The following is a 13,962-nucleotide window of genomic DNA, read 5'->3' as shown; positions in this document are numbered from 1 at the left end:
CGTTACACCGCCAGCCTTGCCCGCGGATGAAAGCGCGCATTCAACCACAGCGACAGGGCGATAACACCGCCTCCTATGGCCAGTCGCAACAGGTCGGCATCCCGGTTCCAAATCACCAGATTGACCAGCAACCCGGCGGGCACCAACATGTTGTTCATGATTGCCAGAGTGCCGGCATCCACATGGCATGCCCCCCGGTTCCACAGGAACAGCCCGATACCGGACGCTGCCAGGCCCAACCAGGCGAGAATGCCCCACTGCAATGAGGTCGTGGGCAGACGACTGGCGTCGCCAAAGATCAGGAAGGATGGCAGGGCAATGATCAGCGCCCCGAAAAAGAAATAACCAAACGTACGGTAGGCCGGCAGTTCCGTCGGGAAGCGCATCATGGTGTGCTTATAGCCGACCTGGCCCGCCGCAAAGGTGAAGTTGGCCACCTGCAACAGCAGGAAGCCAGTGATGAAGCCCTGGCTCAGGCCGTCGTAACGGATAATCCCCGCACCCAGCGTTGCCACGGCTGCGGCAACCAATGCAATCGGCGAAAAGCGCCGGTACAGGGCGTCATCGATCAGGGTGACGTACAGTGGCGTGAAAATGGTAAACAGCAGAACTTCCGGCACGGTCAGGTAGCTGAACGAGCGGTACAGGCACAAATAGGTCACACCGAACTGCAGCATACCGGTGACCAGTACACCCAGCTTCAAGCCTCCGGGAACCCCACGCCAACGGGTCAGCGGCAGAAACACCAGGGCGGCAAGCACCACACGGGTCAATACCGCGAAATCGCTGTCCACACGCCCGGCCAGAAATTCGCCAATCAGACTGAACGAAAACGCCCACAGGACTGTTACGAAAATCAGAAGACCCATATTACCCGCACCTGAAACATTGGAAGGCGGCACTTTACCCGCTACTGCACTGGGTTGTACACAGTGCCACGGAAACACCCTATGACATCCGGAGTGGAGAATGGGGTACCATCCAGCGCTCCTGACAGTTTCCAATTTATCTCTCCGGCCCGGGCTCACGATTCCATGGACGAAACCCACCAGCCATTACCAGAAGTCCGCCAGCCTCTGGTCCAGCGCACACTGACCGAGTGGCGCACGCTGGCCGTCCTGGGCGGACCGATCCTGATTGCCCAGGTGGCGCAGATGGCCAACGGGGTCATTGATACCGTGATGGCAGGCCACGCCAGTGCCGAAGACCTCGCGGCCGTGGGCATTGGCAGTAGTCTGTGGATGCCGGTGTTCCTCTTTTTCATGGGCCTCCTGGGGGCCCTGCAGCCGATCATTTCCGGTTATAACGGGGCGCGCACCACCGAGAAGATCATGCCCGCGACCTGGCAGGGGCTTTATATCGCAGCCGGCGGCACGGTGATCATGATCCTGCTGCTGACCAACGTGCACCCGGTGCTGGATGCCCTGAATCTGGAAACCAACACCGCCCGTATCACCCAGGGCTACCTGGACGCCTTCGCCTGGGGCATTCCTGCGATGTTGATGATCATGGCACTGCGAGGGCTGACGGACGGGCTGGGCCATACCCGGGTGATTATGGCCTTCTCGGTGCTGGGAACCCTGATCAACCTGCCCCTGAACTACATCTTCATTTACGGCAAACTCGGCCTCCCGGCCATGGGCGGCATCGGCTGTGGGTGGGCCACCTCCATCTCCAACGGCGTTGCGGCCCTGGCGTTGCTGATCTACCTGAACCGCAGTGCGGTGTATCGCCGTTTTCACCTGCTGGCAGACTGGGCCAAACCGGACGCAGCGGGCATCCGCTATATCCTGCGCCTGGGCATCCCCATTGGTTTTACCATCTTTGTGGAAGCCAGCATGTTCTCGGTCATAGCCCTGTTCCTGGCACCGCTGGGGCCAGTGATTGTGGCGGGGCACCAGATCGCGCTTAACGTGGTATCGCTGGTGTTCATGCTGCCGCTGAGTATCGGAATGGCGCTGACCCTGCGGGTGAGTTTCCTGGTGGGTGCCAAGGCGCCGGATACTGCCCGGCTCATCGCCCGCAGTTCGCTGATTCTGGCGTCAGCGGTGGCGCTGGTATTTGCCGTGCTGCTGTTTGTGTTCGCAGAAGGAATTGCAGCGCTCTACACCGGTGAGCGGGACGTTCAGGCCGTGACGGTGACACTGCTGTTGTATGCGGCCTTCTTCCAGATTGCCGATGTGATTCAGGTGACCTGCATCAGCGCCTTGCGGGGCTACAAAGACACCAGCATTCCCATGCTCATCATGCTGTTTTCGTTCTGGGGCGTTGGATTGCCGCTGGGGTGGGTGCTGACCTTTACCGACTGGTTGCTGCCTGCCATGGGGGCCGCTGGTTTTTGGGTGGGGCTTACCTGTGGGCTGGCGTCCGCCAGTATCCTGTTGGGGCTGCGATTGTTTCTGTACTCGCCAAAACCAGAGTAGTCTTGCCGGGGCGATCACGCAGGGCTGGCGACCATGTCGTCAGCGTAGACAATACGGTCGCGCCCGGTGTCCTTTGCTTCATAAAGTGCTTCATCCGCCCGCGCCAGCCAATCATCAGGTTTTTCGCCAGCCTGGAACAGGGCAACGCCAAAGGAGGCGGTAACCTGCCCCCCGGGGTGGCGCAGGAACTTGTGCATGATGTGCTGCAGGTTGTGCATGACCGCCTTCAACCCGGTTGAATCCACCCCGGGCATCAGCAATACAAACTCTTCACCGCCAAAGCGGAACAGTTGATCGGACTTGCGGATGTTCTGTTCGATCAACGCCACCATTTCCACCAGCACGTCATCCCCTACGTTGTGCCCATACTCGTCGTTGATCTTCTTGAAGTAGTCGATATCCAGCAACACCAGGGCGTAGGAGATGCCGTTTCTGGAGGCGCTGGCAACGGCCATTGCCAGCTCCTGATCCATGGAGCGGCGGTTTTTGACGCCCGTCAGGGGGTCGATTGTGGCCAGGTGTTCCAAGCGCTCCCGCTGGTTCTCGTTGCGATGGGCAAACACATAGGCGCAGCAGCTGACGACCATAGCCGTGGCGGCGAAGGTCCACATCTGGACAAGAGAACTGAAGGCCACGCCATGCACCATCAAGGCAACAACGGCGGCCAGATTGATAAAAATTGCGTAGCGGGGTTCCGTCAGGAAGAAGCTTGTCACCAGGCACGGATATAACCAGAACAGCCCAGGCTCTCCGACCAATGCTCCGACTGTCACCGCCCCGCCGCAGGCCACCAGGGCCATTGCAAAACCACTGCGGGCGGTATCGCCTGTTATCCAGGCGTAAATCATTCCGGCGGTGATCGCCAGCATAATACCCAGATCGACCACCCCGGCCAGCACGTTGCCCTGGACAAACCGCATCACCGCAAAGGGGGTTATCCCCAGAATGGCACTGATGGCCAACAACGTGATGATGGACAGCCTGAAATCTGTTTTCAGACGATAGAGCATAGTGACAGTACATTCCTACCAAGGTCTTATTAGCAAACTATCATAGCGCAAGATCTACCCGGCCAAGACGGACGCAACGAAATTTAACAAACGCACAAATGAAATACTTTGTTAAATCAAGAGACGCAGATTCCCATATCACTGCAAACGTCCCACTCCCGACCGTTCAACAACTGGAGTTGGCATCGGCTTAAGGGGTAAACTTAAGCATTATTAGAATAAGCACCAGGAAGCCATTGAGTGCAGAACCTTCTTCGTATCGCACCCGGCGCATTGACCATCGGAAAGCCCTTGCCCTGGACGGTCTATGACGCCGATGGCAATGTACTGCTGAGGCAGGGCTACGTCATACAGAACGATCTTCAGCTGGAACAACTGTTCGAGCGTGGCCTGTTCCAGCCCCGGGTGATTGAGCGCCCCAACGAGGATATTCAGGAAGATATCCGTCTCCGCAACCCGTTTGCGGATTATCCCGTATTACTGCAAACCCTGGAATCCTCGCTAAACGCCATCACCAACCAGGATGACAGTGCCCGCCAACGGGTACTTGGCCTGTCACGGATGATTGACCAGATGTGCCAGGAATCCCCGGAGGCCAGCCTGGCACTGGTGCACCTGTACTCGATCGAGCCCACCATCCATGAACAGATACTGTTCTATGCCGTTCTCTGTCAGTTTACTGCACGGCGGTTCGGTCTCGATGACAAGCGGATCGCCGTACTGATCAGTGCTGCGCTAATGGCAAACCTGGCTCTGGTGCCGGTGGCCGACAAACTCAATGCTTCCAACCGGGTATTGACCGACGAGCAGCGCGCGGTGATACGCAAACACCCCGAACGCAGCGTTCAGGCACTCAAAGAGGCCGACATCACCAGCCCACTGCTACTCAAAATCATTGCGCAGCACCACGAACAGGCGGACGGTTCGGGCTATCCCAATGGGTTGAGTGGTACCGACATACGGGGTGAGGCGGAAATCCTGGCGCTGGCGGAACGCTATGTGGCAATGATAACGAAGCGGGCTTATCGCGAACGAATGAACATAACCGAAGCCCGCAAACTGATCGCTTCGCTGGCCGACGGCAAACTACGCCCTGCCATTCCGCGGGCTCTGCTGGCCATTCTGACCGATCATCCGCCAGGAACTCTGGTGAGGCTCGCCAACAACGAAGTGGCGGTGATTGTCCGGCGCCCGCACCGTCACCGTGGCCCGTTTGCCAAAGCCATCATTGGTCCCAGGGGCAATCGTTACAGCGGCACCTTTGAGCGGGATTGCAGCCAGCCGGATTTCAATATTATCAACGTTGAACAGCCCGAAGTGATGCCCTCCATGGACTTCGGGCTACTCTGGGGTTTCCACTAACGCTCTACGCGCTCTGTATTATCTCAAGCCCAACGCCTGGGCGTGATGCTCAAGATGGTCATCGATGAACGAGGCGATGAAGAAGTAGCTGTGATCATAACCCCGGTGCATTCTCAGATTGATGTGGTGATGCACCTTCTCACATGCCTCGACCAGCGCCTCGGGATTGAGCTGACTTTCAAGGAAGTCATCCGCTGTACCCTGGTCCACCAGCAGCGGTAAGCGTTCGCTGGCGCCGGGAATCAACAGCGTCGCATCCCACTCTTCCCAGGTTTTCGGGTCGTCCCCCAGATAACCGCTGAAGGCTTTTTGACCCCAGGGGCACTCGCTGGGGTTGGCAATCGGCGCAAAAGCAGACACGGATCTGTACTGCCCGGGATTCTTCAGCGCCGCGATCAGCGCCCCGTGACCACCCATGGAATGACCACTGATACTGCGATCCTCTGTCACCGGCAAGTGGCCTTCCACCAGTTGCGGCAATTCCTTCACCACATAATCGTACATTCGATAGTGAGGGGCCCAGGGTTGGCGTGTGGCGTTAAGGTAAAAACCGGCACCACTACCGAAATCGTAACTGTCATGTTCACCGGGCAGGTCCAGACCACGGGGGCTGGTGTCAGGGCACACAATGGCGATGCCCAACTGCGCCGCTTTTTTCTGGGCCCCGGCCTTCTGCATGAAATTCTGGTCGGTACAGGTCAGTCCCGACAGCCAGTAAAGAACCGGCACTTTTTGAGGGTTGCTGCCCACGGCAACAGGAGGTAGGTACACCGCAAACTCCATATCGCATTCCAGGGCTGCCGAGTGGTGCTGGTAGCGCCGGTGTTCGCCGCCAAAACAGACGTTGGTGGAGAGCAGTTGCATGGGTACCTCTCAGTCGGAAAATTCACAGCCTTCTGACTACGCGTATTTCGGTACTTCTATGCCATAACCGGCCTTTGCAAACTCTGCCAGGATGGCGGTGCGGGTCACAATACCGATCAAACGATCATGGTCAACCACCGGGTAGACCTTGGGCTTGCCTGCACCCAGGTTCTGGGCCAGATCCACAACAGACATTTCCGGGGATATGGTGACCGGATTGCGAAACATAACGTCGTCCACGATCGGGTCGCCTTCGTGGTGGTAGTTGCTCACCAGCAGGGCGTGGATGCAGTCCTGTTCGGAAACAAACCCGATCACCTTGCGGTGGTCATCCACGACCGGCAGCCCAGTGACGTGGTTGTGAAGCAGTGTTTTGACCACTTTGGTTAAGGGCGTTCCACGACGAATGGGCTCGATGTGGTTCCACATGACATCGGATACTTTTAGCGATTGCATTGGCAGACTCCCTGACCAGTCATATTCTGGATTCGTCCCTCTTTAAACATAGGCAATGGGGGCGAAAACTGGAAGTATAAACCCGCAACCGGCCATCTCTTTCTGCGGGCACCGGCCGTCAGCCGTTGCCCTGCCTCGGCTGTTGCGCCATGGTTTCGAAGCCGATCTGGGCAAACCGCGACAACAGAGGTTCCGGAAGATCGTGCCCCATGCCGTCAATCATCTCAACGCGGGCATGAGGCATCAGGTATCCCAACTGCTCCGCAGCCACCGGCCGCACCAGCGGGTCGGCCTTGCCATGAATCACGGATACCGGCACCCGTATGCGCCGTGTGGCTGATGACAGGCTGCCAGTGGCAAGAATGGCACGGGTCTGGCGGAGAATGCCGGCGGGATGATAGCTGCGCCGGAACTCCCGTACGATCCGGTCCCTCACTTCCTGTTCGCGAGGTGGGTAGCCCGGACTCTGAATCGCTTTCCAGAACTCCAGGGAGCGTGCGACAACTGCGGCTTCATCATGCCCCTTCGCGCCAATACCTGCCAGGCGCCAGATCAGCTTTGATTTTGGCATTGGCAGGCGCGGGCTGTTGGTGGAGGTCATGATAAGGGTTGCCGAGCGCACGCGTTCGGGGCGATTCGCAGCCACCAGCTGGCTGATCATGCCGCCCATGGAAACACCCACCAGGTGAGCGCTGGTCAGGCTGAGGGCGTCCATCACCTTACAGACATCGTCCGCCATGTCATGCAGGGTATAGGGCGCGGCGATCGGCAGGCCCATCCGGTGCCTTGCCATGACCGCAACCGGATGACCCTCCAGGCGATCCTTCAGGTGCGATGACAGCCCGATGTCGCGGTTATCAAACCGGATTACCCGAAAGCCTTCACGAACATACTGGTCCAGCAACGCCTCCGGCCAGAGCGTCATCTGCGCCCCCAATCCCATCACGAAGATCACTGGCTCCCCGGCGGGATCTCCCCGGGTTTCCACACAGAACGACAGCTCGCCTGCCTGGACGTGAAGGGTCTCGGGCATGGCGTTGACCGACGTATCGGCAGAACTCCAATCAGAGTGGCTTAGGGTTTCCGGCATAGAGGGACTCCTGAGATAACCAGTCCACAGCTTAACCCGAGAGGCTACGAATCCAATAGCTTTGCAGACCCATGGTGCGTCAGAACGGCTAATTCTTTGCAGCGAATATTTACAGACAAAAATAAGTATATAAACTCAATGAGTTATAAGCTCCCGCCGAACCCGGATCTGTATTATTCAGATCCATATCGCCGTTGTCGCGGAAGCTCCTCACTACCAAGGCACAAACACAGGGAGATTCCCATGGAAGCCTTTGAGTCGTTTATTAGCAGCATTAACGCACTGGTCTGGGGCCCGCCCATGCTGGTGATGATTCTTGGTGTCGGCCTGTTTCTGAGCATTGGCCTGAAGCTGATGCCGGTATTGAAACTACGAGCCGGTTTCCAACTGATGTGGAAAGGCCGTACCGGGGCCGAATCAGAGGGCGAGATTCCTCCATTTCAGGCCCTGATGACCGCGCTGTCGGCTACCGTTGGTACTGGTAATATTGCTGGCGTTGCCACCGCGGTATTCCTGGGCGGCCCTGGAGCGCTGTTCTGGATGTGGCTGACCGCCCTCGTGGGTATGGCGACCAAATATTCCGAGGCGGTACTGGCGGTACGCTTCCGGGAAGTGGACGAACGCGGCGCCTACACGGGTGGCCCGATGTACTACATTCGCAACGGCCTGGGTAAAAAATGGGCCTGGCTGGGCGTGCTGTTTGCCATCTTCGCCGCTGTGGCCGCGTTTGGCATTGGCAACACCGTGCAGGCCAACTCGGTGGCCGATGTTCTGGAAACCAACTTCAACCTGCCGCACTGGGTGACCGGCCTTGTGTTGATGGTACTGGTAGGCCTTGTGCTGATCGGTGGCATCAAACGCATCGGGCAGGTGGCGAGCACGTTGGTGCCCTTTATGGCCATCGCCTATATCCTGGTTGGCCTGATGGTACTGGCCATTAACGCCGAGCAGATTCCGAACGCCATCGCCATGGTATTTACACACGCGTTCAGCCCGGTTGCCGCCGAAGGTGGCTTTGCCGGCGCCGCCGTCTGGGCCGCTGTCCGCTTTGGTGTGGCCCGCGGCATTTTCTCCAATGAGGCCGGTCTCGGTTCCGCCCCTATCGCTCACGCGGCAGCCCAGACCAAGAACCCGATCAACCAGGGCATGGTCGCCATGCTGGGCACGTTCATCGACACGATCATCGTGTGCAGCATCACCGGCCTTGTCATCATCAGCTCTGGCGCCTGGACGTCAGGTGAGACCGGTGCGGCACTGACCTCACTGGCCTTTGAAACCGGACTGCCCGGGTTTGGCAATTACGTTGTCGCCATCTCCCTGGCGATTTTTGCCTTTACCACGATTATCGGTTGGTCGTTTTACGGCGAACGCTGCATTGAGTTCCTGTTCGGCGTCAAAGCCATCGTGCCGTACCGCGTGATCTGGATACTGGCGATACCGGTCGGTGCCACCATCAACCTTGGCCTGATCTGGCTGATCGCCGACACGCTCAACGCCATGATGGCGCTGCCAAACCTCGTGGCCTTGCTGCTACTGAGCCCGGTGGTGTTCAAGCTCACCCGTGAGCATTTTGAGAAAGAGCGGTCAGTCGGCGTTAGCTGATACGTAAGTGGAGTCGGATGAGGCAAATCAAGACCCCTTGGTTTTCTCCCATCCGCCTCCACTGTTTATCGTATAGACTGAATCTTATGCCGGCGCTTCGTCTGGCCGGGCTTTCGTATCATCAAAGGAGGAAACGCGATGAGTTTACGTCTGGGAGATACCGCACCGGATTTTGAGCAGGATTCCAGTGAAGGCAGGATCGATTTTCATGACTGGCTGGGCAACAGCTGGGGCATACTGTTCTCACACCCTGCTGATTTTACGCCGGTGTGCACCACGGAGTTGGGCCTGACGGCCAAGCTGAAAGACGAATTCGCCAAGCGTGACGTCAAGGCAATCGCTCTGAGTGTGGACCCGGTCGATTCCCACAAGGATTGGATCAAGGACATCAACGAAACCCAGGGTTGTGCCGTTAACTTTCCGATCATTGCCGACCACGATCGCAAGGTGTCTAACCTTTACGACATGATCCACCCCAGCGCCAGTGAGACGCTGACCGTGCGATCGCTGTTCGTGATCGACCCGAATAAGAAAATCCGCTTGATGATCACCTACCCGGCCAGCACCGGTCGCAACTTCAACGAAGTGCTGCGGGTTGTAGACTCGCTGCAGATGACCGACATTCACAAAGTGGCAACACCAGGCAACTGGGAACCCGGCGGCGACGTGGTGATCGTGCCGTCCCTGCAGGATGAGGATGAAATAAAAGAACGTTTCCCGAAAGGCTATCGGGCGGTGAAGTCCTACCTGCGGATGACGCCGGACCCGGGATCGAACTGGAGTGGCGATTAAGCGCTGAACGCGCAATCCGCTGAAACGAAAAAGCCGGGCTGATGCCCGGCTTTTTTATGCCTATCGTTCCTGGCCTCAGAATGCCGGAACCACGGCTCCCTCGTACTGCTTCTTGATAAACGCCTTGACGTCATCCGTTGTCAGCACCTTCGCCAGCTTCTGGATTGCCTCATCGTTGGCGCGGCTTTCATGAGCCACCAGAATGTTCACGTACGGCGATTCAGCCCCCTCAATAACCAGCGCATCTTCCGTCGGATTAAGGCCGGCTTCCAACGCGTAGTTGGTGTTAATGAGCGCCAGATCCACCTGGTTCAGGATACGCGGCAGGGTAGCAGCCTCCAGTTCCTTGAATTCCAGGTCTTTCGGGTTATCAGCGATATCACGCGGCGTAGCGGTGATCTTGCTGCCGTCCTTCAGGGTGATCAGACCGGCTTTCTGCAGCAGAAGCAATGCACGGCCACCGTTGGTGGGATCGTTGGGGATCGCCACTGTGGCCCCGTCTTCAAGCGCTTCCAGAGAGTCGATCCGGCTTGAGTAGGCACCAAACGGCTCAACGTGGACACCCACTACGCTGACCAGGTTGGTACCACGGCCATCGTTGAATTCGTCGAGGTACGGCTGATGCTGGAAGAAGTTCGCGTCCATCCGCTTCTGATCCACCTGCACGTTAGGCTGGACATAATCGGTAAACACCTTCACATCCAGCTCCACACCCTGCTCCGCCAGCTTGGGCTTAACAAATTCCAGGATTTCGGCGTGGGGCACCGGCGTTGCCGCCACGGAAAGCTTTTCCGCAATCGCGGCGGAAGAGAATGTTGCAACGGCAGCCACTGCCACCAGGGTCTTTTTTAAGTTCATAAGCACGTTCTCCTGCGGGTATTGTCAATGAATGCATCTAGCCTGTGAGTACGGCAGATGGTGGGAGGCAACTTCCGAAAAACGCCCGTGAATACGTCCCTGTAGGGCTCGGTCGCGCCATCCATGGCGCTCCACGTTTTCGGAAGTTGCCTCCCACCATCCGCCTATATCGGGCTGTTGTTATTTGCGGCTGAAATATAGAACCAGGCGATCGCCAGCCATTTGTAGCAACTGTACGAAAATAACCAGTAGGGCTACGGTAATGACCATTACATCGGTCTGGAATCGTTGATAACCGAAGCGGATGGCCAGATCGCCCAAGCCGCCACCTCCGACAACGCCGGACATCGCTGCATAAGAAACCAGCGTAATCGCGGTTACGGTAATACCGGCAATGATCCCGGGCAACGCCTCCGGCAGAAGGGCTCCGAATACGATCTGCTTTACTGTCGCGCCCATGGCCTGGGTAGCTTCGATGATTCCCCTGTCCACTTCGCGCAAGGACGTTTCGACCAAACGTGCAAAAAACGGGGCACCCCCAGCCACCAACGGCGGAATCGCACCGGCAACGCCCAATGACGTGCCGATCAGCATGACAGTGAACGGGATCATTACAATCAGCAAGATGATAAACGGTACGGAGCGCAGCACGTTCACCACGAAAGACAGCACCGCGTAGGCGATGGGCTGCTCCAGCAATTGGCGCTTGCCAAACAGGAACAGCAGCACGCCCACCGGCAGGCCGATCAGCACGCTGAACAGCAGCGACATGCCCACCATCACCAGGGTGTCCCAACTGGCCCAGCCGATCTCGGTCCAGTCCACGTTGGTTAGCAGGTCTCCCATCAAGGCTTCCATCAGCGCAGCACCTCCACGTGAACGTCCGCCGCCTCAAAGGCCTGCATGGCGGTATCGAGATTGCCGCCCACCAGCGAGAGGGTCAGCTGGCCGTAGGGCGTGTCCTTGATGTGGTCAATCCGGCCGGAGAGGATACTGAAATCCACGCCGGATTCCCGCGCCACGCTGCCCAGCAGTGGCGTGTAGGTGGATTCGCCACGGAAGGTGAGACGCAGAATGCGGCCTTTGGCGTGCTGCAGGTCCTGCTGCATTTCCTCATGGTCGATGCTTTCGCTCTCGAAGACGAAGTCCCGGGTGGTCGGGTGCTTCGGGTGCAGGAAGACATCACTGACCGCGCCCATTTCGACGACTTCGCCGGCATCCATCACCGCTACCCGGTCACAGACACGGCGTACCACGTCCATCTCATGGGTGATCAGTACGATGGTCAGGCCGAGTTCGCGGTTGATGTCCGCCAGCAACTTCAGGACCGATTGGGTGGTTTGCGGGTCGAGGGCGCTGGTGGCTTCGTCGCAAAGCAGGATCGTCGGGCGGCAGGCCAGGGCGCGGGCGATGCCAACACGCTGCTTCTGTCCACCCGAGAGCTGCGATGGGTACTTATTGGCCTGATCCACCAGGCTGACCCGTTTCAGCAACTCGTCCACCCGGTCACGAATCTCGGTGCGGGAATAAATGCCCGCGAGTTTCATGGGGAAGGCAATGTTGTCCGCCACCGTTTTCGAGGACAGCAGATTAAAGTGCTGGAATATCATGCCCACCTTGCGACGGAAGGCCCGTAGCTCGCTGGCGTTGTAGCCGGTGATATTTTCATCATCAATCAGGATGCGACCACCGGTGGGTGGCTCCAGAAGATTGATCAGGCGCACGAGGGTGGACTTGCCCGCGCCGGAGTGGCCGACGATGCCAAACACCTCGCCGGTGTCGATGGTCATACTGGTGGGGTGTAGCGCGGGGATCGCCCGCCCACCTACCTGGTAGGACTTCTGTACCTGGTCAAATACAATCACAACGTTGCCTTGTGAACGCTTTGTCAGCGCCTTGTGGGTGCAGAGGTAAAACGCGCGATTATAAACCAAACCGATGGCAAACCCGAATCCGCCACCTTGGTAAATCCCCTTACACCATTTGCCACCTGACACGAAGACCACGACTGAACTAGACTGATTCATTACAAGAACATGACTAACAATCCCGAGGCGCGCGCAATTTTGACCACAAAAACCGAGACTCCGCCCTCAAGGATGAACTCGACCCAGGCATGGGTGACCTACCTCAGCAAAGTGGAACTGCCGGTACTGGCAAACACTCTTCGCAGAATTGGTGAACTGACTGACAGCAGTAACAGCACGGTTAACGAGCTTGCAAACGTTATTCTCAACGACGCCCAGCTCACTTCCCAGGTGCTTCGTCTGTCCAATACGGTGTTCTACAACCAGACTCGCACCCAGGTAAGCACCGTAAGCCGCGCCATCACCCTGATCGGCTTCGACGCCGTGAAGTCCATGGCCATCTCGTCCCTGATCGTGGACTCCCTGCTCAAACGCAACGACCGCCCACACCTGCTTCGCTGCCTGGCCCGCGCCATCCACGCCGCCGTCCAGGCCCGCTGCCTGCTGCCAAAGCGCAACGAGCACGCCCTGGAGGAAGTGTTCATCGGGGCCCTGCTGATGAACATTGGCGAGTTGGCTTTTTGGTCCTGCGAGACCGAGCAGGCCAGTGAACTGGAATCCCGGCTGCGCGAGGGGGAGCCGACACTGGAAGCCCAGAAAGCCGCGCTCCACACCACCTTTACCGAAATTACCCGTGGCCTGGTGGACGCCTGGTCACTCGGCCCCTTTATTCGCGAGGTGGTTGCGCCCGGGCAGGCCAATTCGAAGGCCGCCAGCCTGGTGCGCCACTCCGTTGAGATGGCAAGACTGTCCGAGAATGGCTGGCGCGGCGACGACATGGAAAAGGTCATGGAAGCCCTGGGGCAGGACATCGGAGAGAACCCTGCAGCCGTTCGGGACCAGCTCAAGGTGAATGCCGGAGAAGCCGCGCGGGTCGCGGTGTCGCTGGGCATTCCCCAGGTGACCGCGCTGATGCCTGGCAGCCAGGGCAGCTCCGGCGAGGAGGCGGTGCGCGCACCAGAGGTGGACCCCAACCTGCAGTTACAGATTCTCCGCGATCTTACCCACAGCCTTACCGACAAACCGGACATCAACGAAGTCTGTCAGCTGGTCATCGAGGGCATTCACCGGGCAATCGGCATGCAGCGGGTTGTGTTGCTGATGAGCGACCGCAGCGGGCTTGAACTGGTGCCGCGCAAGCTGGGGGGCAGGGGCACCGAAGCCTGGAAGGACAACTTCACCATCCGCAAGGATGGCACCGGTCCTCTCGGGGCGCTCTTACCCCACGCTGATTGCAGTGTCTATCTGCCAAAATCGAAAACCGAAGGGGTTGCCTATGATCGCTGGCTGGGGAACGTGCCGGCGCTGATCGGCCTCCTGAAAGCGAAGGGGCGACTGGTCGGCCTGTTTTACGCGGACAACGCGGCGGCGGACTATGTGCCCTCCGACGATCAGCTGACGGCGTTCGGACACTTTGTCCAGAACGCCCAGCTGTGCATCACGCTGCTATCGAGCCATTAGTCTGCCGAGCCATTCAT

The 13,962-nt window shown here is 58.3% G+C and carries 13 protein-coding genes; 5 read left to right on the top strand and 8 right to left on the bottom strand.

From position 1 onward, the window contains the following. Positions 1-2: 2 nt before the first annotated feature. Positions 3-869, bottom strand: a complete 867-nt coding sequence (locus AAGD24_RS00980) for an EamA family transporter (protein ID WP_041335698.1) — start codon at positions 867-869, stop codon at positions 3-5. A gap of 165 nt (positions 870-1,034) precedes the next feature. On the opposite strand from AAGD24_RS00980, the gene AAGD24_RS00975 reads away from it, so the two are divergent. Next, positions 1,035-2,423 carry an MATE family efflux transporter gene (locus AAGD24_RS00975; protein WP_085682075.1) on the top strand — a complete coding sequence of 463 codons (1,389 nt, stop codon included), beginning with the start codon at positions 1,035-1,037 and terminating at the stop codon, positions 2,421-2,423. 14 nt (positions 2,424-2,437) lie between these two features. Here the strand turns inward: AAGD24_RS00975 and AAGD24_RS00970 are convergent, their stop codons facing one another. Then, positions 2,438-3,433, bottom strand: coding sequence for a GGDEF domain-containing protein (locus AAGD24_RS00970; RefSeq protein WP_085681918.1), 996 nt, complete (start codon positions 3,431-3,433; stop codon positions 2,438-2,440). A gap of 240 nt (positions 3,434-3,673) precedes the next feature. Between AAGD24_RS00970 and AAGD24_RS00965 the strand changes: the two genes are divergently transcribed. Beyond that, on the top strand, positions 3,674-4,795 hold the full coding sequence (locus AAGD24_RS00965; protein ID WP_228210199.1) for an HD domain-containing phosphohydrolase: 1,122 nt from the start codon (positions 3,674-3,676) through the stop codon (positions 4,793-4,795). Between the two features lie 18 nt (positions 4,796-4,813). On the opposite strand, the gene fghA is transcribed toward AAGD24_RS00965, so the two are convergent. From fghA to AAGD24_RS00950, 3 genes are all read right to left on the bottom strand, one after another. Continuing rightward, on the bottom strand, positions 4,814-5,659 hold the full coding sequence (gene fghA / locus AAGD24_RS00960) for an S-formylglutathione hydrolase (protein ID WP_228210198.1): 846 nt from the start codon (positions 5,657-5,659) through the stop codon (positions 4,814-4,816). A 36-nt stretch (positions 5,660-5,695) separates the two neighbouring features. Continuing rightward, positions 5,696-6,115: a CBS domain-containing protein gene (locus tag AAGD24_RS00955; RefSeq protein WP_036202051.1), complete on the bottom strand. Its 420-nt coding sequence runs from the start codon at positions 6,113-6,115 to the stop codon at positions 5,696-5,698. A 118-nt stretch (positions 6,116-6,233) separates the two neighbouring features. Next, a complete protein-coding gene (locus AAGD24_RS00950; RefSeq protein ID WP_051946491.1) occupies positions 6,234-7,205 on the bottom strand; it encodes an alpha/beta fold hydrolase in 972 nt (323 codons plus the stop codon). Between the two features lie 243 nt (positions 7,206-7,448). Between AAGD24_RS00950 and AAGD24_RS00945 the strand changes: the two genes are divergently transcribed. Next, the gene (locus AAGD24_RS00945) at positions 7,449-8,807 is read left to right on the top strand and encodes a sodium:alanine symporter family protein (RefSeq protein ID WP_036202046.1); all 1,359 of its coding nucleotides are present in this window, start codon (positions 7,449-7,451) and stop codon (positions 8,805-8,807) included. Between the two features lie 138 nt (positions 8,808-8,945). Continuing rightward, entirely contained in the window at positions 8,946-9,599 is a 654-nt protein-coding gene (locus tag AAGD24_RS00940; RefSeq protein ID WP_036202044.1) for a peroxiredoxin, read from the top strand. Between the two features lie 75 nt (positions 9,600-9,674). Here the strand turns inward: AAGD24_RS00940 and AAGD24_RS00935 are convergent, their stop codons facing one another. The 3 genes from AAGD24_RS00935 to AAGD24_RS00925 form a co-directional block, all read right to left on the bottom strand. Beyond that, positions 9,675-10,457 carry a MetQ/NlpA family ABC transporter substrate-binding protein gene (locus AAGD24_RS00935; protein ID WP_036202041.1) on the bottom strand — a complete coding sequence of 261 codons (783 nt, stop codon included), beginning with the start codon at positions 10,455-10,457 and terminating at the stop codon, positions 9,675-9,677. A 180-nt stretch (positions 10,458-10,637) separates the two neighbouring features. Beyond that, positions 10,638-11,315 carry a methionine ABC transporter permease gene (locus AAGD24_RS00930; RefSeq protein WP_036202037.1) on the bottom strand — a complete coding sequence of 226 codons (678 nt, stop codon included), beginning with the start codon at positions 11,313-11,315 and terminating at the stop codon, positions 10,638-10,640. After that, positions 11,315-12,322 carry a methionine ABC transporter ATP-binding protein gene (locus AAGD24_RS00925; RefSeq protein ID WP_007155139.1) on the bottom strand — a complete coding sequence of 336 codons (1,008 nt, stop codon included), beginning with the start codon at positions 12,320-12,322 and terminating at the stop codon, positions 11,315-11,317. The genes AAGD24_RS00930 and AAGD24_RS00925 overlap by 1 nt, the downstream gene beginning before the upstream one ends. A 201-nt stretch (positions 12,323-12,523) precedes the next feature. On the opposite strand from AAGD24_RS00925, the gene AAGD24_RS00920 reads away from it, so the two are divergent. After that, a complete protein-coding gene (locus tag AAGD24_RS00920; protein WP_379866249.1) occupies positions 12,524-13,945 on the top strand; it encodes an HDOD domain-containing protein in 1,422 nt (473 codons plus the stop codon). Positions 13,946-13,962 lie beyond the last annotated feature (17 nt).

It is taken from the genome of Marinobacter sp. M5B, assembly GCF_042604615.1.
Taxonomy (GTDB): domain Bacteria; phylum Pseudomonadota; class Gammaproteobacteria; order Pseudomonadales; family Oleiphilaceae; genus Marinobacter; species Marinobacter salarius.
The sequence above is the reverse complement of the archived record's forward strand: the minus strand, read 5'-3'. Positions and strand labels throughout refer to the sequence as shown.

What these genes read in the sequence shown, in the direction of transcription:
- AAGD24_RS00980 (WP_041335698.1), bottom strand. Translation starts at nt 869, where the DNA reads ATGGGTCTTCTGATTTTCGTAACAGTCCTGTGGGCGTTTTCGTTCAGT.
- AAGD24_RS00975 (WP_085682075.1), top strand. Translation starts at nt 1,035, where the DNA reads ATGGACGAAACCCACCAGCCATTACCAGAAGTCCGCCAGCCTCTGGTC.
- AAGD24_RS00970 (WP_085681918.1), bottom strand. Translation starts at nt 3,433, where the DNA reads ATGCTCTATCGTCTGAAAACAGATTTCAGGCTGTCCATCATCACGTTG.
- fghA (WP_228210198.1), bottom strand. Translation starts at nt 5,659, where the DNA reads ATGCAACTGCTCTCCACCAACGTCTGTTTTGGCGGCGAACACCGGCGC.
- AAGD24_RS00955 (WP_036202051.1), bottom strand. Translation starts at nt 6,115, where the DNA reads ATGCAATCGCTAAAAGTATCCGATGTCATGTGGAACCACATCGAGCCC.
- AAGD24_RS00950 (WP_051946491.1), bottom strand. Translation starts at nt 7,205, where the DNA reads ATGCCGGAAACCCTAAGCCACTCTGATTGGAGTTCTGCCGATACGTCG.
- AAGD24_RS00945 (WP_036202046.1), top strand. Translation starts at nt 7,449, where the DNA reads ATGGAAGCCTTTGAGTCGTTTATTAGCAGCATTAACGCACTGGTCTGG.
- AAGD24_RS00940 (WP_036202044.1), top strand. Translation starts at nt 8,946, where the DNA reads ATGAGTTTACGTCTGGGAGATACCGCACCGGATTTTGAGCAGGATTCC.
- AAGD24_RS00935 (WP_036202041.1), bottom strand. Translation starts at nt 10,457, where the DNA reads ATGAACTTAAAAAAGACCCTGGTGGCAGTGGCTGCCGTTGCAACATTC.
- AAGD24_RS00930 (WP_036202037.1), bottom strand. Translation starts at nt 11,315, where the DNA reads ATGGAAGCCTTGATGGGAGACCTGCTAACCAACGTGGACTGGACCGAG.